The organism is Vibrio coralliirubri, assembly GCF_024347375.1.
GTDB classification, from domain to species: Bacteria; Pseudomonadota; Gammaproteobacteria; order Enterobacterales; family Vibrionaceae; genus Vibrio; species Vibrio coralliirubri.
Genome location: NZ_AP025470.1, coordinates 1,752,378 through 1,775,437, shown reverse-complemented (window position 1 = coordinate 1,775,437; position 23,060 = coordinate 1,752,378). Strand labels below are relative to the sequence as shown.

23 protein-coding genes are annotated in these 23,060 nt (G+C 43.2%); 7 read left to right on the top strand and 16 right to left on the bottom strand.

Annotation, left to right across the window (positions count from 1 at the left end; translation table 11 throughout):
- Window positions 1-51: 51 nt before the first annotated feature.
- From OCV20_RS07975 to potA, 6 genes are all read right to left on the bottom strand, one after another.
- A complete protein-coding gene (locus tag OCV20_RS07975) occupies window positions 52-837 on the bottom strand; it encodes a GGDEF domain-containing protein (protein ID WP_086774436.1) in 786 nt (261 codons plus the stop codon).
- 85 nt (window positions 838-922) lie between these two features.
- Entirely contained in the window at window positions 923-1,960 is a 1,038-nt protein-coding gene (locus tag OCV20_RS07970; protein WP_086774435.1) for an extracellular solute-binding protein, read from the bottom strand.
- Between the two features lie 211 nt (window positions 1,961-2,171).
- The gene (locus OCV20_RS07965; protein ID WP_017059628.1) at window positions 2,172-3,206 is read right to left on the bottom strand and encodes an extracellular solute-binding protein; all 1,035 of its coding nucleotides are present in this window, start codon (window positions 3,204-3,206) and stop codon (window positions 2,172-2,174) included.
- A 148-nt stretch (window positions 3,207-3,354) separates the two neighbouring features.
- Window positions 3,355-4,125: a spermidine/putrescine ABC transporter permease PotC gene (potC, locus tag OCV20_RS07960; protein ID WP_004733706.1), complete on the bottom strand. Its 771-nt coding sequence runs from the start codon at window positions 4,123-4,125 to the stop codon at window positions 3,355-3,357.
- The gene (gene potB, locus OCV20_RS07955) at window positions 4,125-4,982 is read right to left on the bottom strand and encodes a spermidine/putrescine ABC transporter permease PotB (protein WP_017059630.1); all 858 of its coding nucleotides are present in this window, start codon (window positions 4,980-4,982) and stop codon (window positions 4,125-4,127) included. The genes potC and potB overlap by 1 nt, the downstream gene beginning before the upstream one ends.
- Window positions 4,966-6,081: a spermidine/putrescine ABC transporter ATP-binding protein PotA gene (gene potA / locus OCV20_RS07950; RefSeq protein ID WP_017059631.1), complete on the bottom strand. Its 1,116-nt coding sequence runs from the start codon at window positions 6,079-6,081 to the stop codon at window positions 4,966-4,968. Before potA ends, potB begins: the two co-directional genes overlap by 17 nt.
- Window positions 6,082-6,410: 329 nt before the next feature.
- Here potA and OCV20_RS07945 point away from each other — a divergent pair, with 329 nt between their 5' ends.
- The 4 genes from OCV20_RS07945 to ttcA all read left to right on the top strand — a co-directional run bounded on the left by OCV20_RS07945 (window position 6,411) and on the right by ttcA (window position 10,067).
- The gene (locus tag OCV20_RS07945; protein WP_048612081.1) at window positions 6,411-7,238 is read left to right on the top strand and encodes a DUF2189 domain-containing protein; all 828 of its coding nucleotides are present in this window, start codon (window positions 6,411-6,413) and stop codon (window positions 7,236-7,238) included.
- Window positions 7,231-8,079 carry a glucosaminidase domain-containing protein gene (locus OCV20_RS07940; protein ID WP_086774434.1) on the top strand — a complete coding sequence of 283 codons (849 nt, stop codon included), beginning with the start codon at window positions 7,231-7,233 and terminating at the stop codon, window positions 8,077-8,079. The genes OCV20_RS07945 and OCV20_RS07940 overlap by 8 nt, the downstream gene beginning before the upstream one ends.
- Before the next feature lie 123 nt (window positions 8,080-8,202).
- Window positions 8,203-8,853: a DUF2987 domain-containing protein gene (locus OCV20_RS07935; protein ID WP_048612083.1), complete on the top strand. Its 651-nt coding sequence runs from the start codon at window positions 8,203-8,205 to the stop codon at window positions 8,851-8,853.
- A gap of 320 nt (window positions 8,854-9,173) precedes the next feature.
- Window positions 9,174-10,067: a tRNA 2-thiocytidine(32) synthetase TtcA gene (gene ttcA, locus OCV20_RS07930; protein WP_017059635.1), complete on the top strand. Its 894-nt coding sequence runs from the start codon at window positions 9,174-9,176 to the stop codon at window positions 10,065-10,067.
- Between the two features lie 122 nt (window positions 10,068-10,189).
- Here the strand turns inward: ttcA and uspE are convergent, their stop codons facing one another.
- The 10 genes from uspE to ccoN all read right to left on the bottom strand — a co-directional run bounded on the left by uspE (window position 10,190) and on the right by ccoN (window position 19,194).
- On the bottom strand, window positions 10,190-11,140 hold the full coding sequence (uspE, locus tag OCV20_RS07925; RefSeq protein ID WP_017070547.1) for a universal stress protein UspE: 951 nt from the start codon (window positions 11,138-11,140) through the stop codon (window positions 10,190-10,192).
- Between the two features lie 132 nt (window positions 11,141-11,272).
- Complete coding sequence (locus tag OCV20_RS07920; RefSeq protein ID WP_017059637.1) at window positions 11,273-12,019, bottom strand: FNR family transcription factor; 747 nt, start codon at window positions 12,017-12,019, stop codon at window positions 11,273-11,275.
- Window positions 12,020-12,105: 86 nt separating this feature from the next.
- Window positions 12,106-12,780, bottom strand: coding sequence for a sulfite exporter TauE/SafE family protein (locus OCV20_RS07915; RefSeq protein ID WP_017059638.1), 675 nt, complete (start codon window positions 12,778-12,780; stop codon window positions 12,106-12,108).
- On the bottom strand, window positions 12,770-13,006 hold the full coding sequence (gene ccoS, locus OCV20_RS07910) for a cbb3-type cytochrome oxidase assembly protein CcoS (RefSeq protein ID WP_017059639.1): 237 nt from the start codon (window positions 13,004-13,006) through the stop codon (window positions 12,770-12,772). The genes OCV20_RS07915 and ccoS overlap by 11 nt, the downstream gene beginning before the upstream one ends.
- Window positions 13,006-15,378: a heavy metal translocating P-type ATPase gene (locus tag OCV20_RS07905; protein ID WP_086774433.1), complete on the bottom strand. Its 2,373-nt coding sequence runs from the start codon at window positions 15,376-15,378 to the stop codon at window positions 13,006-13,008. The genes ccoS and OCV20_RS07905 overlap by 1 nt, the downstream gene beginning before the upstream one ends.
- 5 nt (window positions 15,379-15,383) lie before the next feature.
- Window positions 15,384-15,863 (bottom strand): FixH family protein, encoded by a 480-nt coding sequence (locus tag OCV20_RS07900; RefSeq protein ID WP_086774432.1) that lies wholly within the window; start codon window positions 15,861-15,863, stop codon window positions 15,384-15,386.
- Window positions 15,864-15,971: 108 nt separating this feature from the next.
- Window positions 15,972-16,946, bottom strand: coding sequence for a cytochrome-c oxidase, cbb3-type subunit III (gene ccoP / locus OCV20_RS07895; protein ID WP_017063857.1), 975 nt, complete (start codon window positions 16,944-16,946; stop codon window positions 15,972-15,974).
- Window positions 16,946-17,119 carry a CcoQ/FixQ family Cbb3-type cytochrome c oxidase assembly chaperone gene (locus OCV20_RS07890; RefSeq protein ID WP_004733679.1) on the bottom strand — a complete coding sequence of 58 codons (174 nt, stop codon included), beginning with the start codon at window positions 17,117-17,119 and terminating at the stop codon, window positions 16,946-16,948. The genes ccoP and OCV20_RS07890 overlap by 1 nt, the downstream gene beginning before the upstream one ends.
- Window positions 17,120-17,128: 9 nt before the next feature.
- Entirely contained in the window at window positions 17,129-17,749 is a 621-nt protein-coding gene (gene ccoO, locus OCV20_RS07885; RefSeq protein WP_017059643.1) for a cytochrome-c oxidase, cbb3-type subunit II, read from the bottom strand.
- Window positions 17,750-17,760: 11 nt separating this feature from the next.
- Entirely contained in the window at window positions 17,761-19,194 is a 1,434-nt protein-coding gene (gene ccoN, locus OCV20_RS07880) for a cytochrome-c oxidase, cbb3-type subunit I (protein ID WP_009846707.1), read from the bottom strand.
- A 252-nt stretch (window positions 19,195-19,446) separates the two neighbouring features.
- Between ccoN and OCV20_RS07875 the strand changes: the two genes are divergently transcribed.
- The 3 genes from OCV20_RS07875 (at window position 19,447) to OCV20_RS07865 (ending at window position 22,833) form a co-directional block, all read left to right on the top strand.
- Window positions 19,447-19,812, top strand: coding sequence for a hypothetical protein (locus OCV20_RS07875; RefSeq protein ID WP_048610975.1), 366 nt, complete (start codon window positions 19,447-19,449; stop codon window positions 19,810-19,812).
- Between the two features lie 115 nt (window positions 19,813-19,927).
- On the top strand, window positions 19,928-21,112 hold the full coding sequence (locus OCV20_RS07870; RefSeq protein WP_050621314.1) for an FIST signal transduction protein: 1,185 nt from the start codon (window positions 19,928-19,930) through the stop codon (window positions 21,110-21,112).
- Window positions 21,112-22,833: an ATP-binding protein gene (locus OCV20_RS07865; protein WP_086774431.1), complete on the top strand. Its 1,722-nt coding sequence runs from the start codon at window positions 21,112-21,114 to the stop codon at window positions 22,831-22,833. Before OCV20_RS07870 ends, OCV20_RS07865 begins: the two co-directional genes overlap by 1 nt.
- Window positions 22,834-23,060 lie beyond the last annotated feature (227 nt).

Genomic DNA, 23,060 nt, shown 5'->3' with positions numbered 1-23,060 from the left:
TACGCTTTCGCAAATGTCGTAAGGCGAAACGGGCGTTAATGCAAGGTTCAATTATGTTCGTTGAGCTTTCTTCATCTCGTACATTGCCTTATCTGACTCAATAAGCGCCTGTTTAAAGTTATCTTGATTGGTCACTTCAATGCCGTAAGAGAAACTGATGTTTTCTCCATGCAGTAGGTTAGTAAGTTGAGTAACAAACTCGCCTCCACGGCCCAACTGCGCTGTCGCAACAAACTCATCGCCTCCAACCCTAAAGACCATTTCATCTTCAAGTGCAGCTTGACTGAGCGCTTGAGAAAAACGAACGATCATCAGATCGCCAACTTGATGCCCTTTGCGGTCATTGATTTTCTTTAATCCATCCAAATCAAAGTAGATTAACTCGAATTCCTTAAGCTGAATCGCGTCGAATTTCTTACGATTGTATAAACCTGTTAGCTCATCTTGCTTGCCCTGATCTTTCAATTTGGTTGTCAGTTCAGTAATACCGTAAGCGATAAGTAGGAAGGCGATCTGCAATAAACCATCTTCAAGAAATGTATCGAGTAATTCGTTTCTATCTGCCCACTCATCAAGATATTTGAGCTCTGTCGTTACATCATAAAAGAGGTTGAAAATAAGCAGTAGAGCGCCGCAGCGAAGGATTTTATGAGGGCGAATGGCATGTCGAGCAACGTAATAGATATACATGGTAATCACGAGCGTGTTTGTTTCGAAAAACAAGTCGTAATTTGAATCGATATGGATAAACGAACTGAGAGCAAGCATCAAGAATGACGCGAGAAGCATCAGTGTCACGACCAATAAAATAGGGTTTGCTGGCATATTAAATCGCACTTCGTATTGTTTAATACAATCCTATATAAAGTGTAGATAAAAATAAAGCGGCTTACGCCGCTTTAATTAACTTATTAGCAAGAACCTAGTTGTTTACTTTAAGTTTTTGGAAGTACTCGTCATAAATGACACTCGCTTCACCAACTTCGTCTTGCCAAACACCGTTATCCATCACTGATTGCGGTGGGAAAACGTTCTTGTCTTCAGCAAATTCTTTAGGAAGAAGAGGGTAAGCGGTTTTAACTGGTGTCGGGTAACCGATCTCCAGAGCAATTTTCGCAGCGTTCTCAGGGCGAAGAAGGAAGTCGATCATCTTATGAGCCGCTTCAGTGTTCTTAGCACCTGCTGGAATTGCTAGGCTGTCCATCCAGAAGATAGCGCCTTTTTCTGGCCAGATAATGTCAATCGTTGCGCCTTCTTGGCGTGCCATGTAAGCAGAGCCATTCCAAAGCATACCAAGCGACACTTCACCCGCTAGGTAAGGGTTCGCTGGGAAATCTGAGTTAAATACCAATACGTTTGGCATTAGCTTACGAAGTTCTTCGTAGGCTTCTTTGATTTCTTCAGGGTTAGTCGTGTTTGGAGAGTAGCCCAGTTTAGATAGAGCGATATGGAAAACCTCACGAGAGTCATCCATCATCATCAGTTGACCTTCCCACTGCGTATCCCACAGATCGCCCCAGTTTTTAACTGAAGACTTGTCTAGCATGTCTGAGTTGATACCAATACCCGTCGCACCCCAGATGTATGGGATTGAGTAGTTATTGTTTGGGTCAAATGGCTTATCTAAGTAATTGGGATCCAAATCTGCAAAGTGGCTTAGCTTGGTTTTATCAAGCTCTTGAAGCATGCCTTCTTTACGCATCTTAGAAACGAAGTAAGTAGAAGGAACCACTAAGTCGTAACCCGCACCTTGAGTTTTTAACTTAGCGTACATGCTTTCGTTAGACTCATAAGTAGAGTAGTAGACTTTGATGCCAGTCTCTTCTGTGAAGTCTTCTAGTACTTCATTTGGAATATATTCAGACCAGTTGTAAAAATACAGTTCTTGGTCAGCTGCGAAAGAGGGTGTAGAAAGTAAAGTAGCAGCACACAATGCGCCGGTATACAGTGTTTTTTTCATTACTGTTCCGTTCATTTGTTTGATTTGGAGCTGGGTAGTGAACCCAAAGTAAAAGGATTTCGAAAAATCGCGCTATATTATAGCAGCGATATAATAAAATAGGCAGCCTAAGCTGCCTATTCATTGATATTCTTATTTTTAACTTATTGATTCTCTACGTCGGGCTGTTAAGTAAACCCGTTACTTAGTCGCTGTGAGATAATAGGCTAAATTACTGACCTGCTTTAAGTTTCATGAAGTAATCTTCATACTTCACTGTCTTATCGCCAACCGCAGCTTGCCATTCAACACGATCAAGGTCTTCTTGCGATGGGAATAGCGCAGGGCTGTCTTTGAACTTCTCGTTAGACGCTTTAACGGCTGTTAGGTAGCCGGTGTCACGAGAAATTTGCTCAGCAATCTCAGGGCGAAGTAGGAAGTCGATCATCTTATGAGCCGCTTCTACGTTTACCGCACCAGAGCTAATCGCGAAGTTATCAACCCAACCGATACCGCCTTCTTTAGGGAAAACCAGTTTGATTGGTAGACCTTCGTTTTGCGCTGCAGCAGCAGAACCGTTCCACAGCATACCAAGACCCACTTCACCAGACATGTAAGGCGCACCTGGGTTGTCTGAGTTAAATACTAGAACGTTCGGCATTAGCTTTTGTAGCTCAGCGTACGCCTCGTCGATCTCTTTTTCGTTGGTTGTGTTACCAGAGTAACCTAACTTACGCAACGCGATGTGGAACACTTCACGAGTGTCGTCCATCATCATCAGTTGACCTTCAAGCTCTGGCTTCCATAGATCAGCCCAGCTTTGGAAATCTTCTGGATCGTACATGTCAGTGTTAACAGCAAGACCTGTGATCGCAACTACGTGTGGAATAGAGTAGTCGTTGCTTGGGTCGTACGGCTTATCTAGGTAGTTAGTATCTAGATTCTTGAAGTTGTTCAGCTTAGTTTTGTCGATCTTTTGTAGCATACCTTCGTCACGCATCTTAGATACGAAGTAAGTCGACGGCACAACTAGGTCATAGCCTTTGTTGTGTGTTTTTAGCTTTGCGTACAGGGTTTCGTTCGACTCGTAAGTCGAGTAGATAACCTTGATACCAGTTTCATCAGTGAACTGTTCTAGAATCTCACTGTTGATGTAAGGTCCCCAGTTCATGAATACCAATTCTTTGTTATCTTTTGCAAATGATGGTGCAGATAACATTGAAAGCGCACATGCACTACCAGCTAATAGAGTAGCCCATTTTTTCATTGACGTTAGCTCCAAACTAAACGTTGCCCGAAGGCAGTAGATAGAAAAACAGAATGGCAATTTACCATTCTGTTTATGATTAACACTTTTTTGAACTTGAAGTCTCTTAACTTCTTAATCAAGCCTGTCTCTGTATAGAGTAGGAGACTTACTTGATTTTTTCTCTCGCTAATAACTGAGAAATGATCACCAGTATTAACGACACCACTAACATCACTGTTGCTAGGGCGTTTACCTCAGGAGAGATACCCACTTTAACCATTGAGTAAATCTTCAGTGGTAAGATTTCATACGTTGGGCCGGTTACGAAAGAGCTGATGATCACATCGTCCAAAGACAGAGTGAAGCTCAATAACCAACCCGCAGCAACCGCTGGCTTAGCAAGAGGTAGAATGATCTGCTTTAGAATCGTCCATTCACTTGCACCTAAGTCTTTTGCGGCTTCTAGCATCTTCACATCAAAACCATTCAAGCGACTGTAAACCGTTACCACAACGAACGGTAGACAGAAGGTAATGTGAGCAGCAAGTAGGGTAAAGAACCCAAGTTGAACACCCATTACCAAGAATAGCGCAAGAAGCGAAATCGCCATTACGATATCTGGAGACATCATTACAATGAACAGCATGCCATTTACGATGCCTTTACCTTTGAATTGGTAACGGAATAGGGCTACTGCTGTAAGGCTCCCGACAATCGTTGCGGCTGTTGCAGAGAACACCGCTACGTTGATCGAGTGCCACGCAGCCTGCATTAGGCTGTCGTTGTTAATAAGCGCGTCATACCATTTAGTGGTGAAGCCACCCCATTTCATACCAAACTTATTGGCATTAAACGAGTTAGCGATCAATACGATAATAGGTAGGTATAAAAAGGCGTATACCAGCGCCATAAAGCTGAACTTAACTGTGCGACCCATTAGTCTAGCTCCACTTTCTTGTTCAATAGCTTACCTGCTCGGTAGTAGGCATACAGCATCACAGCCATTGCCATGGTCAGTGCGATACTCGTCGCTGCACCAAACGGCCAGTCTCGAGCGTTGAGCACCTGGCTCTTAATCACGTTACCAATCAATAGGTTCTTAGCTCCGCCTAATAGGTCAGAGATGTAGAACATACCTAACGCTGGCAGTAGTACTAATAAACAGCCGCCAATAATGCCCGGCATTGTTAGTGGCAGTACCACTTTCAATAACGTTTGCAGTTTGTTCGCACCTAAATCTTTAGCCGCTTCTAAGTACGTATCGTCCAGTTTTTCAATCGCTGAATACAGCGGCAGAATCATAAACGGAAGTAGGATGTACACTAAACCGATCATTACTGCGGTTTCTGAGTACATGATACGTAGCGGTTTATCAATGATATCGAGCGCTAACAAGCTTTTGTTCAAGACACCTTGCGTACCCAGTACAATTTTCAATCCGTATGTACGAATCAAAGAGTTAGTCCAGAATGGCACTATCACTAGGAACAACATGATTGGACGCCACTTCGCTGGCATTTTTGCCACGATGTAAGCGAACGGGTAACCAATGATTAAACAAAGTAGGGTTGCGACAATTGCCATATAGAAAGAGTGCATCAACACTTTAAAATACAGCGGGTCAGCCAAACGCACGTAGTTATCGAGAGTGAAGGTCATCTCGATCAAGTTCGCTTCATCACGAGTTAAGAAGCTAGTACCAATGATCATGATGTTTGGAATCATCACGAACAGCACTAACCAACCTGTGATTAAAGCAACAATTGCGTTTTGTAAATTAAACTTCTTGCTCATCTTCTAATACCACTTCCCAGCTCTCAACCCAAGTTACTGCAACTTTTTGGCCCAGTGAGTGATCAACATCAGGGTCATCTTCGTTGAAGAATTCGCTAACCATGACACGCATACCAGATTCAAGTTCTACGACTGAATCTAATGTCATGCCTTTATAGGTTCGCTCGACAATGTGGCCAACAATACCGCGTTGCTCAGACTCTTTAATTTCTTCGATACGAAGATCTTCAGGGCGAAGCAATACTTGCAGTTTTTGACCCGGTGTTACGTCTTTATCGTGATAGATAATGGACTCTTCACCTTCGATTGTCGCAACAATGCGTTTTTCATCTTGACGAGATTTCGCTGTCGCTTCGAATACGTTAATTTCACCAATGAAACGCGCTACAAATAGGTTCTTAGGCTCTTCGTAGATCTCTCTTGGCGTTCCGTCTTGTTCAATCACGCCATCACGCATAACAATAATACGGTCAGACATAGACAGCGCTTCTTCTTGGTCATGCGTTACAAAAATGAACGTAATACCAAGTTGGCGTTGTAATTGTTTCAGCTCAATTTGCATCTGTTTACGTAGTTTGTAATCCAGAGCAGATAGAGATTCATCCAACAAAAGAACTTTAGGCTTATTAACGACAGCACGAGCGATTGCGATACGTTGCTGTTGGCCACCAGATAGCTGGTGTGGCTTTCGTTGTGCCATTTGTTCTAGACGCACCATTTTCAAAGCATCCATTACACGAGGTTCAATCTCGCTGTTTGGAACTTTCTGCATGCGTAAGCCAAATGCCACATTGTCGAAAACGGTCATATGGGGGAATAGGGCATAGCTTTGGAATACAGTGTTTACATGCCTTTGTTCAGCAGGAACTTGGGTTACGTTTTGTTCAGCTAATAATATTTGACCACTATCTGCCGTTTCAAAACCCGCAATCATTCTTAGCACGGTTGTTTTACCACAACCTGATGGGCCTAAAATCGTGAGAAACTCACCATGATTTACGTTTAAATCCAGATTGCCGATGACTTCCTTACCATCGAAACTTTTACTGATGCCAGTTAGCTGTACTACTGGCTTTCCTACTGATTTTTTAGCGTTCAACGTCTGTTTTTCTCCACCTTGGTTCTATTTGAGACCTGTTGCTATACACCTTTAAGGCGCGCATCATAATCACCAAAAACGTGAATTCAAAGCATTTTTTACCTTTCGAAGATAAAAAATTTCGCAGGTAAAAGTAAACATCCTTTACCATACTGTTATTTACTGGGTTTACACCCTAACAAGTGTCTAATTATTAACCATTAAGACGCAAAAGCAAGCCTTGTTACAGATTCATATTTTAGTTTGTATCCGACATATGAGTATAATGAAGGTAATTTTTTATCAATAAGTTAGGTGGCTTCGCTTAATCGGCACACCTAGGTATCAATATGAACAACGACATCGAAAAAGATTTTAATTTGGGCGGTAGTATCAACCGTGCACTTTCTGGCGATTATGAGCTCAAAGCAACGGCTGTATTCCAAGAAGCTTGGAAACATACGATAAGTCACTTTCTTTCGTTTTCCCCAGCGATTATTGCTTTGATGTTTGTGCAGCTCGCTATCTTTTATATCGCACTAAAACTACAGCTTGGTGATCCTGCGGTTATCTTGGATGCAGTTATCGACCCAGAGTCGTTCACGCCACAAATCGTTGAATCGATTTTTATTGCGAACTTTAGCTATGAAGTGATCAGTGCGCCTATCTATGCTGGTATCTGTTTAATGGCAATGAGCCACGCCGCTGGCCTACAAACCAAAGTGCGCCACATCGGTAAAGGTTTGCAGTTTACGGTTCCGGTTATTCTAGTGACTTTGTTTAGCCTAATGCTTCAAGGCATCGCAGGTATGATTCTGCCGTTCTTGTCTATCTACTTCTCACTTGCGTTCAGCCATTCGATTCTGCTTATATGTGATAAGAAAGTGCCGCCAATGCAATCGCTGCTGCTTTCATTAAGAGCGGTAAACAAGAAGATCTTCGTAGTCGCGTCTATTTACCTAATGGTTATGTTGATGTTCATCGTGGCTGCGATGATGTACGGCATTGGCTTAATCTTCGTTCTTCCGTTCTTCTTCCACGTGAAAGGTATCCTTTACCGTGAGATGTTTGGCATCAAGTTGAAACTGATTGCTTCAGATCGTCCAAAGAGCGATGACGATAACAACGACAGCAATAACGACGACAATAACAAAAATCCACAGGTGTTCGATGCATAAAGACACACAGGCAAGCACAAGTAAATCACTTGCGCTTAAAGTGACGGCACTGGCTCTTGTTGGCTCTATTTCACTGATTGGTCCTTATATTTACCAAGAAGAAGAGCGTCGACGTACGACAGAACAGACCTCCAATTCAGCTGACCAGTTTGGTGACTTGACGGTTTCTTCGAGCACACCAAACTTTGCAGCCATCGAAGATGTGAATGAGAAAAAGGACACGTTCTTTTCGTTCCTTCGTCCAAGCATCAATATTGAAAACAAGCGTATCACCAAAGAGCGCGCGTTTTTAACTAAGCTCTCTGAATCTGGTTTAAGCAGTATTGATTCTGAAGACGCGTCTTATGCGAAAAGGTTAGGGAAGTTATACAGCTTGCCAGTGCCTAGTGAAGGTTTGGATCAGGCATGGCTGACAGAGATGCTTAACCGCGTCAATGTGCTGCCAGAAGCGCTTGTACTGACACAGGCAGCAAATGAGTCAGCTTGGGGAACATCGCGTTTCGCCACCAAAGCGAACAACTATTTTGGACATTGGTGTTACACCAAAGGTTGTGGCCTTGTTCCGCTACAACGTAACGAAGGTAGCTCGCATGAAGTCGCCACTTTCTCTTCAAGCCAAGAATCCGTACATCGTTACTTCATGAACCTTAATCGTAATCGTGCTTACGCCGATCTAAGAGCGATTCGTGCAAAACTTGCTGCGCAAGGTGATGACCTTTTAACAACCGCAACGGCGACAGAGCTCACCAATGGCTTGTTAAAATATTCTGAGCGAGGTTCCGACTATGTGACTGATTTACAAGCTATGATCCGTCACAACGAGGTATACTGGAAAAAGTAACTCATTTTGATACCAACTTGGTTGCCTTCGATAGTCGGCTTATACCAAGTAATGTCACAAAAAGAGCAGCTCATTGGCTGCTCTTTCTATTTATAAACGCTCAACTTCGACAAGATTATAATAATGAAAAAGACAGCACTCGCTTTATTAGCCTCATTAAGCCTTGGGGTTTCTCTTCCTGCTTCAGCGCAAGAATACATGTTCACGTATTCTAAGCTTTATACTCAGCTGAAAAACAACACCAAAGAAGGGCATGATGATGTCAAAGTTGCGGTCTTCTTTGTTGATCAACAAGCTCAGCAAACCTGTCACATCAGCAAAGCTTGGATGGAAAAAGAAGAGCACTACGAAGAGCTAAAAGTCTCTCCAGCCAATGAACTGCTTCTACCGGTAGATCAAAACCTACGCTCAGCAAACCCTCTTATCTTTGTACAAACTCAAGAACAAGAGTGTGCGTACTCTTTAGTTGTGATGACTCAAGAGCCTTTAGCTGGCACAGTAGAAGTTGCACAGATAGAAAACCTATTACCACAGATGCAGGCGATGCTTGAAGACGTCAGCGGCATGTTCTCTGGTTGGTTCACGCCAGATATCCAAGGGCTAACGCTAGAGTTCGCTAATAAGCTGGAAGGTAACATCGAGCTTTCAAATGGTAAGCAACTACCAATCAAAGAAGGGCGAGCGAAATTCACCTTAGAAGAACTGAATGGAAGTGACAGCATCACGTTACCAGAACCAACAGTTCGCGTATTACCCTACATTCCCGCGCAATAATTTTTAATGGAATCATTGTTAGTGAAGTAAAAGCTTAGCGGAATCATTCCCCTAAGCTTTTATGACATATCTTAAAGCAGCCTCATCGAATAAGAGCAGGCTGCTTTTCTTTATCTGCAATACAAACCGAAAGCTTGTGAAGCCACGTTTCTCTACCGTTTAGGGCGCTTATCGAACAATAAAAGCAGAATCTTTCTATTACTCAGCTTGTTTATCCTGCCGTTACTATTTCAACATCAAATAAAAATCCGTATAATCCACGCCCTAAAACAGTCCCACTAGCAATCTACAGTCGGTAATACGACGGTGTGAGAGTCGCAATGAACCAAAACGATAATAGAAAAGAAACACTTGAATTCAACAAACTTCAGAAACGTCTGAGAAGAAATGTTGGAAATGCCATCATCGACTACAACATGATCGAAGAGAATGACGTAGTAATGGCATGTATTAGTGGCGGTAAAGATTCATTTGCGATGCTAGACATTTTGCTACGTTTACGTGAAGCAGCACCGATCAAATTTGATGTTGTGGCAGTAAACCTAGATCAAAAACAACCTGGGTTCCCTGAACACATTCTTCCTGAGTACTTTGAAACACTGAACATTCCTTACTACATCGTAGATAAAGACACGTATTCAGTGGTTAAAGAGAAAGTGCCAGAAGGCAAAACAACGTGTGGCCTATGTTCTCGTCTTCGTCGTGGTACTTTGTACTCATTCGCAGAGAAGATTGGTGCAACTAAGATCGCACTAGGTCACCACTTAGACGACATCGTTGAGACCATGTTCCTAAACATGTTCCACGGTGCGCGCTTAAAGGCTATGCCACCAAAGCTTCGTTCAGATGATGGTCGTAACGTTGTTATTCGTCCACTGACTTACTGTCGTGAAACGGACCTAATCAAATACGCTGAGCACAAAGAGTTCCCAATCATTCCTTGTAACCTATGTGGCTCTCAAGAGAACCTACAGCGTCAGAACATTAAAGCGATGCTAATTGATTGGGATAAGAAGACGCCAGGTCGTGTTGAGAAGATCTTCAAGTCAATCCAGAACGTAAGTCCAAGCCAACTGGCTGACCGCGAGCTGTTTGACTTCGTGAACCTTCCACTAGACCGTAGTGAAGACCGCAAAGCGTACGAATTCGAAGAAGCTGAAATCTCATCTTCTAACATTGATGAGTCAATGTTCATCGACGTAACGAACGTTTAGCCAATTGACTGGATAAAGATGATATTAGCGATTCTGTATTTGGAATGGCGTTGCTCTAGATAAACAAAAACGCCTCAAGCAATGCTTGAGGCGTTTTTTTATAAGTTAAACTTTTCTCTGACTTAACCTTTCGAAAGGTTAGGATCTAGTGGGCTCACGTAACCAGACGGTTTAAGAGCCAACACATCACAGTTAATCTTATCGATAACATGTTCCGCTGTATTACCAATAAATACGGCAGACAAGCCAGTACGACCGGTTGTGCCTAGGATCACCATAGCAGCGTTATTTTCAGAAGCGACACGAGGAATAACATCTTCAGGCAAGCCTTGCTCGACCACAGTTTGCTCTTCACACATACCGTGCTTCTGGCGCAATGCTTTCATTGCTGTTAAGTGATGACCACGAACTGCGTCGGTATAAGACGTTGGATCAAACTCTGGCAGTTCAATGGTAATATTCGCAGGTGTCACCGGGTAGGCATTCACCAAGAAAGGTTCTGCATCCAAACGACCGGTGATCTCTAGCAATCTGTCGACCATCGTATCGTTAAGCTCTAAATGAGCTTCTGTTTCAGAACCTACATGAACTGAAGCAAAAATCTTCGCGTGATCTGGCCAGAAATCGTTTTTAACCAATAGCACTGGGCTAGGGCACTTTCTCAATAAGTGCCAATCGGTTGGAGTGAAGATGACAGATTCCAAGGTATCGTGCTTTCGCGTGCCTTTGATTAAGATATCGTGCTCGCCACTATATACCTCGGCAATGATCGCTTCATACGGGCGGTTATGCCAAACCACTTGTACATTAAATTCAATAGAATCATCTAGGTAAGGTTCTGCGACTTTATTCATCCAAATTTCGCGTTGATGAATGACGCCTTTGCGCATTGCGTCTCTTTCATCGATAGAGAGCATAGATGTCATTTCATACGAGAAGTCGTATATCGACAAAAAGAAAGTGATGTGGCTTGTTGAGGTGCTTTTCTTAGCAAGTTGGATAGCACGAACTAGAGCAGGTTGCTCATCGTGATTAATGTCTGCGACAACTAAAATTTTGTTATAGATACTCATAACTAAGCCTACTTTTCAGACCGAACATATAAATAATGTAGCGTAGTTATGGAGAGATTAAGAGAAATATAAGAGGTTTTAAGAGAGAAACATGATGTAGCTCATTATTGAACTACATCATTGATATCTAGACTATTCTTTTGAAACGCCAGCAAGTTCCATCAACGCATCGTGATCTTCGATAGTGATATATTTGCCTTTAACGCTCAAGATGTCTGCTTTTTGGAAACGGCCTAGAAGACGGCTGATTGTTTCAACAGTCAAACCAAGGTAGTTACCAATATCGCCACGAGTCATCGTTAGGCGGAACTCACGCGGGCTGAAGCCACGTTGAGAGAAGCGAGTAGAAAGGTTGTAAAGGAATGCAGCAAGGCGCTCTTCCGCGTTCTTCTTAGAAAGAAGCAGAATCATTTCTTGGTCACCTTTAATCTCGTTACTCATCAGGCGCATAATTTGCTGACGCAATTTAGGCATTTTTCCTGATAGGTCATCAAGAATCTCATATGGGATTTCACATACCATAGAAGTTTCTAGCGCTTGTGCGAAGCTAGGGTGTTGGTCACCAGTAATCGCATCGAAGCCAACAAGATCGCCCGCTAGGTGGAATGCAGTAATCTGCTCATCACCTTGCTCGGTAATCGTGTAGCTCTTGATCGTTCCAGAGCGAATAGCATATAGAGATTTAAGCTCGTCACCGGCTTTAAATAACTCTTGGCCTTTTTGAATAGGCTTTTTTCTCTCAATGATCTGATCAAGTTGATCGAGTTCAGATTCATTCAAAGTAAACGGAATACAGAGCTGGCTAATACTACAATCCTGGCAATGGATCGCACAGCCACCAGACTGAACACGTTTCGTCACAGGCTTTTCAGAAATCATAACAATCTTTCACTATTTGATATACGTCAATATTTTAGCATTCCTTTATCCAGTTGGGTAGTAAAAAAACCGGATTTAAAGATTGCCTATACGGTATAAATAATGAGCTGCAATGCCATATATCCGGTATAGAAACCGTAAAGGAGGATTAAAATTGCGCCTAATTGGCGAAATAAGTCAGCTTGTTGCAGTTTTTTGAGGAAATTAGCGCCCATACCAACGGTGAGCATTGCCGGAAGCGTACCTAAACCGAAAGCAAGCATGATACCGGCTCCGTTGTACCAACTTCCTGATACGGCTGCCCACGTAAGCATAGAGTAAACCAAGCCGCATGGCAGCCAACCCCAAATAAAGCCAAACGGTAAAGCGTGACTAGGGTGCTTCAATGGTAGAAATGATTTACCTAAAGGAGAAATATAGCGCCATAGCTTCTGTCCGACTTTTTCAAAGAACAACAAGCCGAACCACCATTTACCGATATACAAACCTAAGACGATCATGAAGCCAGCAGCAAATAATCGCAGCCAACCCAGCAGAGCGTTAAAATCGCTTAGCTGACCTATCGAAGAGATTGCACCGCCAATCACACCACCAATCACGGCATAGCTTAGCAAGCGTCCTAGGTTATAAAGCAGGGGAATAACAGGGGAAGGTTTACTGTTGCCAATCGAAAGAAGCGACGCAATACCACCACACATTCCCATGCAGTGGCCTGCGCCGATCAATCCAACAACAAAGGCTCCGATCCAATCAGGCGTCATCGTTCTTTTTGTCTACGTTAGTTTGGCTTTCGCTGTTAGCTTTCTCATTCTTGACAGGTTTGCTATCAGAATGGTTGTGAGCCTTTTCGTCTTCATCAAACAGAATGTTGTGACCTTGACGTTCTAGGTCTTCAAACTGTTCGCTCTTCACCGCCCATAGAAAAATACCAACAGCAATGCACACCAGTACAATCGCAATGGGGATCAGGATGTATAAACTTTCCATTATTTACCTTGCTCTTTTAAAAGCCTTAACGAGTTTGACACAACAATAATAGAGCTGGCAGACATGCCCACAACGGCAATGTATGGAGCAACCAAACCCGCTACGGCCAATGGAAGGATCAGTAGGTTATATCCTAATGACCAAGCTAGGTTTTCACGGATTATCTTACGCGTTTTTAATGCCAAAGTACGCGACTTAAGTAATCTATCGAGCTTATCACCCAATAACACCATATCTGCAGAGGCTTTCGCCACATCGGTACCGCCGCCCATAGCAACGGAAAGGTGAGCACCCGCAAGAATAGGGGCATCGTTAATACCATCGCCAACCATCATGGTAATATCACTTGCATCTCGAGAGTTCAGGTAAGCAAGTTTATCTTCAGGTTTCGCGTTAGCAACAATATCAGTAATCCCGATCTCTTCAGCAACAGGCTTCGCATTGATCAAAGAGTCGCCAGTCAGCAGAGTCGTTTTGATTCCCGCTTCTTTAAATTGCTTAATAAACTCAATGCTTTCTTTACGAATGGGATCTTCATAAGTAAATGTCGCGATATGACGACCCGCCATCGACAAGTAAATGCCGTTGCTTTCCGATGGTTGAGCTTCACCTAGAATGAATTCGCTACTACCAATCGCAACTTCTTGGCCGTTCCACTCACCAGTGATGCCTGAACCAATTACGTTATTGACAGACTCTACTTCGATATCATCTGAAATATGAGTCTTGAACGCTTTAGCGATAGGGTGGTTAGCGTGTTGTTCCAGGCTCGCCGCTACTTTGAGACAAGTGTCTTTATCAAGTTCAGCGAAGGTTTCAACTTGGCTGATACGAATATCACCCTCAGTCAATGTGCCTGTTTTATCGATGATCAAGTGATTCACTTTGCACAAGGTTTCGAATACGTGGCCTTTGCGCAGCAAAATACCGAAGTTACCCATGCGAGAAGTGGAACAGGTAATCGCCGTCGGTGTTGCCAGTGACAGAGCACAAGGACACGTTGCGACCAATACCGAAAGCATGATCCAGAAAGCGTCTTCTGGTCGTGTTTGGTGCCAGTAAACCCAAGTCCCGAATGAGATGATTAAGATCACCGCAACAAAGTATCGCGCCACAACATCAGCAATTTCTGCGATGCGAGGTTTAGACAATTGCGCTTCGTCTTGCAGGCGAACGATATTGGAAATAACCGAATCCGCTTTTGACGTCATCACTTCCAATTCAAACGATTCATCACCATTCAATGTACCGGCGAAGACGGTGTCGCCTTCGTTTTTGACCACATGGATAGATTCGCCAGTCAGCATCGATTCATCTATATGGACTCTGCCAGATAATACTTTGCCATCGGCAGGAATGTGTTCACCCGGAAGAACGCGAATTTGGTCGCCAACTTTTAAGGTTTTTACCGGAACTTGTTCGCCATCTAACGTTGTTGCCATAGCAGGAACGAGCTTAAGCAGGTTACCACTAGCGGCTGCTGCTTTACGACGAGCTCGCATTTCAAGGAAACGACCAAGCAGTAAGAAGAAGGTAAACATCGAGATGGATTCGAAGAATACTTCACCTTTCTCTGTCACCGTTGCGACCAAACTTGCAACGTAGGCAAACAACAGAGCAATCGATACAGGTACATCCATACCCAATGTTCGACCTTTGAGGCTACGCCACGCATTGATATAGAAAGGCAATGCAGAGTAGAGCAGAACCGGTGTTGCGAAGATTAAGCTCACCCAACGGAAGTAACTTTTGAATTCGGGCTCAAGGTTACCAAAGACTTCAAGATAAAGCGCCACAGCCAGCATCATGACCTGCATGGTTGCTAAACCAGCAATACCAAGACGATAGAGATAATTCTTCATCGAACGATGATAGGCGGCTTCTTGTTGATCAGCTTCGAATGGTGCGGCTTTGTAGCCTAAGGTATGGATTGCAGACAACAGCTCGCTCAGTTTTGTCTGAGTGTTGTCCCAACTGAGCAGGGCGCGGTTAGTCGTGGTATTAACACGAATACTCACAACCCCTAACTTTGAAGAGACTTGCTTCTCAATAAGCCACGCACAAGCAGCGCAAGAGACACCTTCTAGTGACAATGTCACTTCAGAGGTGTTTTCAGAGTTACGGACGAACTCCAATTGAACATCTTCGTTGTCGTAATGACTGAGTGCCAGAAGTTGCTCTGGCACTAGATCTGCTTTTTCAGCTGGAGCGGTACGATATTGGTAGTAAGAGACCAAACCGCTATCAACGATTGTCTGGGCTACGGTTTCGCAACCCGGACAACACATAAGTCGCACCGATCCTAAGATTTCTACTTTAAAATCCGTTTCCGCTGGTACATCTTCACCGCAGTGATAACAGGATTCACACATAAGCTTTAGTTCGTTAGTTGAGTAGGAGTATCAATAGGGAAGTTCATGCGACCTTGCACTAACCATTCAGAATTATGCGGAGAAAGCTCGATAAACCATGGACCTTGCATTTCATGGTCCAGAGTCAACGTGTAGTTGCCTCTCGCATCAGCGGTCAGTAGCTGAGTAAAGTCACGGTCAGGCAGCGTTCGGTGCACGAACATTGCGCTAATAGCAGGGAAGTGGTCTAGCTTGCCTTTGTCTAGGGTAATGATAACTGAGTTACCTTTCTCGCTAACTGAAGCTGATAGGCCAAGCTCTTTAGCAACATTTACTTTCGAAATGTCGACATTAATACCTTTACCTTTTTTATAGTAATCTTCAGTGACAACGTTAACTGAATGGTTGGTAAGTATCGCGACTCGAACCAATGTTAGCATAGAAACGCCAACGGTTAGGAAGATCAAAAACCACGGCCAAAACTGCTTATACCAAGGTTGTTCCATATTATTATTCTCAATATATACAATGAAATAAAACTAATTTTTACAAACACTTAAGGTTATAACTGTAAAAGAAAGACAGCCCCTTAAGAAGGGGCTGTTATTATTATGTTACTCTTTATCTGAGTTGCTGAGGCTCCAGACGTAGGCAGAGACGAGCTGAACCTTATCCTCACCGAGGATGTCCTTCCAAGCCGGCATTACACCAGAACGTCCGTACATGACTGTTTCCGTCACATCAGCGCGAGAATCGCCGAATAGCCAGTCACGGTCAGTCAAGTCAGGTGCGCCAACAGCAGGGTTACCCTTACCATCAGTACCGTGACACGCTGCACACACTACAAAGCGAGCTTTACCAGCTTCTGCTTCACGAGCGTTTACGCTACGACCTGAAAGGCTAAGCGTGTAGCTAACTACTTCTTTTACGCCTTCTTCGCCAAGAGCGTCTTTCCAACCTGGCATTTGACCGACACGACCATGCATGATGGTAGTAACGATAGCTTGTGGTTCACCACCATATAGCCATGCGTCATCAGTTAGGTTCGGGAAACCTTTCTGACCACGTGCATCAGAGCCGTGACACTGAGAACAGTTTTGTAGGAACAAACGTTGGCCCACTTTGATTGCATCAGCATCTGATGCAATGTCAGGGACAGAACGTAGACCATTTTCGTCGTGAGCTAGCTTTCTGAATGCTTCACCAAAGTAGGTGTCTGCATCATCAAGCTCTTTCGCGTATGCGTCTAACTGTTTGTTTGCTTGCGCAGCAGCGATTGCAGAGCGAGACTCTTCTACGCTACGAACTGTTTGGTTTGAACTCGTCCAACCTAGTAGACCTTTAAAGTTGCCAAGGCCTGGGTATAGAGCTAGATAAACAGCTGCAAACACAATTGTGCTAACGAAAAGGTATGTCCACCATTTAGGTAGCGGGTTATTAAGCTCACGAATACCATCGTATTCATGGCCCATATCCTGACCTTCTTCTACACCTGTTTTATCGTTGGAACACCAACGAAGTAAGGCTGCACAGCCAATCAATGTACCGATTGTGATTACTGTTACCCAAATACTCCAGAATGTACTCATTACTTCGTCACTCCTTGATTTTTATCTTTCGCAGGTGCTTCATCAGCGAACACTAGGTTTGCATCTTCGTCGAAGCGCGACTTACGATTTTTACCGAAAGCCCACCAAACGATGCCGATGAAACAAGCAAAAACAGTAACAGTCCAAACACTTTGAAATGTAATAATGTCCATAATTATTCCTTATTTCATTGCGTGGCCAAGCGATTGAAGGTAAGCGATGATTGCATCCATCTCTGTTTTTCCTTCAACATCTTGTTTAGCGTTAGCAATTTGTTCGTCTGTGTAAGGAACACCAAATTGATTACGGAAGATTTCAAGCTTCTGTTTAGTCAATTTGCCATCAAGTACATTCTCAGCAAGCCATGGGAAACCAGGCATGTTTGATTCAGGAACAAGTTCACGAGGGTCGATAAGGTGAACACGGTGCCACTCATCAGAGTAACGATCACCAACACGCGCTAGGTCAGGACCAGTACGCTTAGAACCCCATAGGAATGGGTGTTCCCAAACACTTTCGCCAGCTACAGAGTAGTGACCGTAACGTTCAGTTTCAGAGCGGAAAGGACGAATCATTTGGCTGTGACATACGTTACAACCTTCGCGAATGTAGATATCACGACCTTCCATTTCCAGAGCAGAGTAAACACGTAGATTTTCTACAGGTTCAGTAGTCTGCTTTTGGAAAATAAGTGGGGTAATTTCTACTAAAGCACCAAAACTGATAGCAATAACGATCAGAATCGCTAGTAGGCCAACGTTCTTCTCTACCAACTCATGGCGATTATTTGAATTTGAGCTCATTCTAAATCTCCTTAAGCCGGTTGAGGGATAGCTTTAAGGCTATCTTTAGGTGCAGAAACAGTTTTGTACGTGTTGTATGCCATTAAGAACATACCAGATAGGAAGATGAAACCACCTAAGAAACGTACAAAGTAGAACGGGTAAGACGCTTCTACAGATTCAACGAAGCTGTAAGTTAATGTACCGTCAGAGTTAACTGCACGCCACATCAGACCTTGCATCACGCCAGAGATCCACATTGCAACAATGTAGAAAACCGTACCAATCGTTGCCAACCAGAAGTGAACATTGATTAGAGACACAGAGTACATACGCTCTTGACCAAATAGTTTAGGAACTAAGTGGTAAACCGAACCGATAGAAACCATTGCAACCCAACCTAACGCACCAGAGTGAACGTGACCGATAGTCCAGTCCGTGTAGTGAGATAGTGCGTTAACCGTTTTGATTGCCATCATTGGGCCTTCGAAAGTCGACATGCCGTAGAATGATAGAGAAACGATTAGGAAACGTAGGATTGGGTCGTAGCGAAGCTTATGCCACGCACCAGATAGAGTCATAATACCGTTGATCATGCCACCCCAAGATGGAGCAAACAGAACCAAAGACATAACCATACCTAGAGATTGAGTCCAGTCAGGAAGTGCAGTGTAGTGTAGGTGGTGAGGACCAGCCCAGATATACAGAGACACGAGAGCCCAGAAGTGAACAATCGACAAACGGTAAGAGTAAACAGGGCGACCAGCTTGTTTAGGAACGAAGTAGTACATCATACCTAGGAAACCAGCTGTCAATAGGAAGCCTACCGCATTGTGTCCGTACCACCATTGCACCATTGCATCGATCGCTCCGGAATAAATCGAGTACGATTTAAACGCAGATACAGGAACAGCAAGGCTGTTAACGATGTGCAACACGGCAACCGTGATGATGAAGGCTCCGAAGAACCAGTTTGCTACGTAAATGTGCGATGTCTTACGTTTAATCATGGTTCCGAAGAACACGACCGCATAAGCTACCCACACAAGAGTAATAGCAATATCGATTGGCCATTCAAGTTCTGCGTATTCTTTACCCGAGGTTAAACCTAACGGTAAAGTAATTGCAGCGGACAGGATAATCGCTTGCCAACCCCAAAAGGTAAAGGCTACGAGAGGGCCACCAAAGAGACGCGTCTGACAGGTACGTTGTACAACATAATATGATGTTGCAAACAGCGCACTTGTACCGAACGCAAAAATAACCGCATTAGTATGCAGGGGACGTAAACGACTGTACGTCAACCACGGCGTATCAAAGTTTAGCTGTGGCCAAACTAATTGAGCGGCAATCAAAACACCAACGCCCATACCGACAATACCCCACAAAATTGTAACTAGGGTAAATTGACGGACGACCGTATAGTTGTAGTTTTGTTCAAGCTGCTTTTCTTGGCTCATTTGCATGCTTCCAATTTCTTATTTACTACACTTTACTTCCAACACGACTCACGTCGTAATGCCACCCAAATTAGAAAAGGAAATTCAGCCTATTCAGGGCTTTATTTCCACTTGCTGATTTTAAAAAAAAGTGGCATTTTCAACGCGACACTATACTTGAATTAACAAATCAATGACAGAGTAGTAACCTTACGCTTGGTCTGGAATTGGATTTTTATTTAAAAACTTTGAACTTTGTAACAAGGAGTAAAGATTATAATGGCGGCACAAAAGCTAACAAAAGGCAGGCTTGTTCAAATTATCGTCATGTTGGTTATTTTAATAGCTGCATTTACTTGGAGAACAGTAACATACGATAATAACGAAACAGTAAACTGTATAGTTTCAAAACCTTGTGAATTTGGTATTGATAATCATAATGTTTTAATTTCGGGCGATAACCTAGGGTATTCGATCGAAACATCTAAAACTGGCAAATTTATCATTAGCTATAATGAAAGCGGAATTCTGGAAGAAAAAGGGCCATCAAATTGGCTGTTACAAACTAATGATAAGACCTCCTCAATAACGGTTACATTTCCACAACAGGTGAGCACGTTTTCTGTAAACTTGTCCAAAGAGTAACAGAGATAAAACTGGGGCACGCCTCGGGTCTTTTGATAGAAATATATACCAAATCAGTGAAACACAATGCATTAAAGTGTTATAAAGAGAGCATTAATAAAGTTACCCAGAATCTATGAAATTTCTATCAAAAGTCTCTTACTCCCTAGATGATAAAATCGCAGTAGATGAGTTGCTCAGTGGGGTGGAAAACCCTGACGATATTGCTTGTCTTATTTGCTACTGCACAGAAGAGTATTCGACACTCGCTGTGCAGAGATATTTCGTAGATGCTCTCCCGAACACTCCCATACATGGCTGTACCACTTGTCACGGCATTATGACCGAAACTGGTTTTCATTCTGGCCCAGTCATTGGCGTTCTCATTATTTATGACTCGGGGATCAACGCCTATGGTACGGGAATCGAACATTTCAGTGACTCCATAGACCGCAGTACCTTCAGCGCGATAGACAAAGCACTCAAGAACGCCAACCGAGAAGGTGAAATCCCTGATCTTATCTTGTTGCATTCCACACCGGGTAACGAAGAAAAGGTGATGGCGGCTATCGATAAGAAATTTGGTACTGAAGTGCCAATTATTGGTGGCAGTGCTGCAGACAATCAGGTTTCAGGAAACTGGAGTATCTTCACCGAAGAGTCGCTGTCTATAAATGGTGTGTCTTTAACGGTGGTGTTTGCGTCTCAGTCCATCTATTCCTCTTTCAGCGCCGGTCATACACCTACGCGCTATTCAGGCACCGTGACCAAAGTCAGAAACCGAATATTATTGGAGATAGACCATAGGCCAGCCGTCACCGTTTACAACGAATGGACTAATTTCCACTTAGGTGGCAGTGATGATGGCTATATATTCGAAAAATCTTCTGTCTATCCACTAGGCAGGAAAGTCGGCTCTTCATACGATTACCCATATTTCAAATTGTCTCATTCAATCAGAGAGACTGAGTGTAATGGAATTGAGCTATTCACAGACATCAGTGAAGGTGACACCATCTACTTGATGCAAGGTTCTAAGCAGCAGTTGATTAGCCGCGCCGCGAATATCATTCACTCCTCATACTACAACGACATGGATCTTGAAGAGAAACTCGGGGCGATCAATATCTTTTGTGCCGGTCCAATGCTCAATCTTAAACAAGATATGGATGAGGTTTGTGACCAAATAAATCAAGCACTTAATGGGCTTCCGTACATATGTCCATTTACGTTTGGTGAACAAGGAAGACTCTCTGGTGGTGAGAATGCACACGGGAATTTAATGGTATCGTCTGCAACGTTTTATAGGTTGAAAAAGTAATGGGTTCTGAAGGTCAAGAAGCGCTGCAAGAAGCACGTATTGAACTGCAAAAACTAAAAGCCCGTGAGCGAAAACTGGCTGAAGAGAACAGGGTGATCTTATCAACCATCTCTGCGATCAGTAAGGCAAGTAACATATCTGAGATATTCTCCAGCCTTGAGTTCGTGCTCAAAAAATACATTAAGTTTGACGACTTTATCGTGGTATCAAGGGTAGGGAATGAAGGCAGTTTCAAAACCCTGCTAAGCAATAACAAAGTCTTCGAACAGATGAATTGGAGCGATTGTGGCAAGCTATCGCGAGTCATCAATGGTGAATGCGCCATCCTTTTCGAACCCAAGTCTCTTGGGGAATTCAACTCTCTGCATCCCATTGTTCTCGACCAAATCAACTCCGTTCTTATTACGGGTATAGATAGCGGACTAACACAATCCGTCATCATATTTATCCACTCAAATACCAAGCACTTTAGTATTGAAACCAAGGCCACACTAAACCGTTTCCGACCGTTGATAGAGCGTGCTGTTTTCGATATTGAGAACAAAGAAAAGCTTGAAGCAACCGTTCGAGAACGTACAGCAGAGCTTGTCACAGCAAGAAAAGACGCAGAAAGAGCCAACAAGGCCAAGTCTGAATTCCTGGCGATGATGAGTCATGAATTAAGAACTCCGCTAAATGCCATCATTGGCCTAATAGACACCCTAAAATCCACATCATTGAACGAAGAGCAACAGTCTATACTGCTTAATATGAGCACATCATCTGAGCTTTTGTTGGCAATTATCAGTGACGTATTGGATTTTTCTAAGATTGAATCTGGATGTTTCTCGTTGGCTCCTCAATGGAGCAACGTAAGAGACACTGTAACTTTTGTATTATCTGAACAAAAGAAGACAGCAGACGATAAAGGTTTGGCGCTAACATTAACCAGCGATATCCCTGAGGGTGAACTGCATTACATCGACCCAAGCCGGTTAGCACAGATCCTATTTAATCTGATTGGTAATGCTATTAAGTTTACTGAGCATGGGCATGTCCATGTTTCTATCAAGTACCAGCAGAGCTCTTTCTATATAACGGTGGAAGACACAGGGATTGGCATTAGCTCGCAACAACTTTCGTCGCTGTTCAGTCCATTTGTGCAAGCTGATAGCACAATCACACGTAGATTTGGTGGCACAGGTTTAGGCTTGGCTATCACTAAAAGACTGGTTGAGCTGATGCGCGGGCGCATATCGGTTGAAAGTGAACCAGGAAAAGGCTCCAAATTCGAAGTACAGCTGCCAGTGCTTACTAGAGTGACGAATAATCAGGCCAACAACGAAGATGAATCTTCACGAGAGTTAAGAAGCCGTTATTCAGTGTTAGTTGTCGAAGACAATCCAACCAATCAAATGGTGATCAAATTAATCCTAACGCGACAAGGCCACGAAGTTTTCATCGCAAGCAACGGTGAGGAAGCTATTGGTTTTGTGGAAAGAGCCAATGACTCGATAGACATTATCTTAATGGATGTGTCGATGCCGGTCATGGATGGATTAACCACAACCAAATACATGAGAGACGCAAACATCAAAACACCAATCGTTGCGCTAACAGCACACACATCAGTAGAAGACAAATGTTCGTGCTTAGATGTCGGCATGAATGATTTCGTGACCAAGCCAGTAAGAACTAAAGAGATCACAGAAGCAATTGATCGATTAATGCTTGAAGTCTAATAAACGTATTCTTAATCGAAGATTAGGAAATATGTTTATTAGATATTTTATGGTAAATAGCCTTACTGTTAAATAGAACGTCGATTTGGTAGATAAACAAGAGGCAGGGCATCACACAAAGATACCTGTCTTATAAACACCAAGTTTAATTTAACATAATATACATAATACGCACTTAGGATGTTAGAGCAATTTAGTAATGTCCGGTTTGAGCCATTTTAAAATGT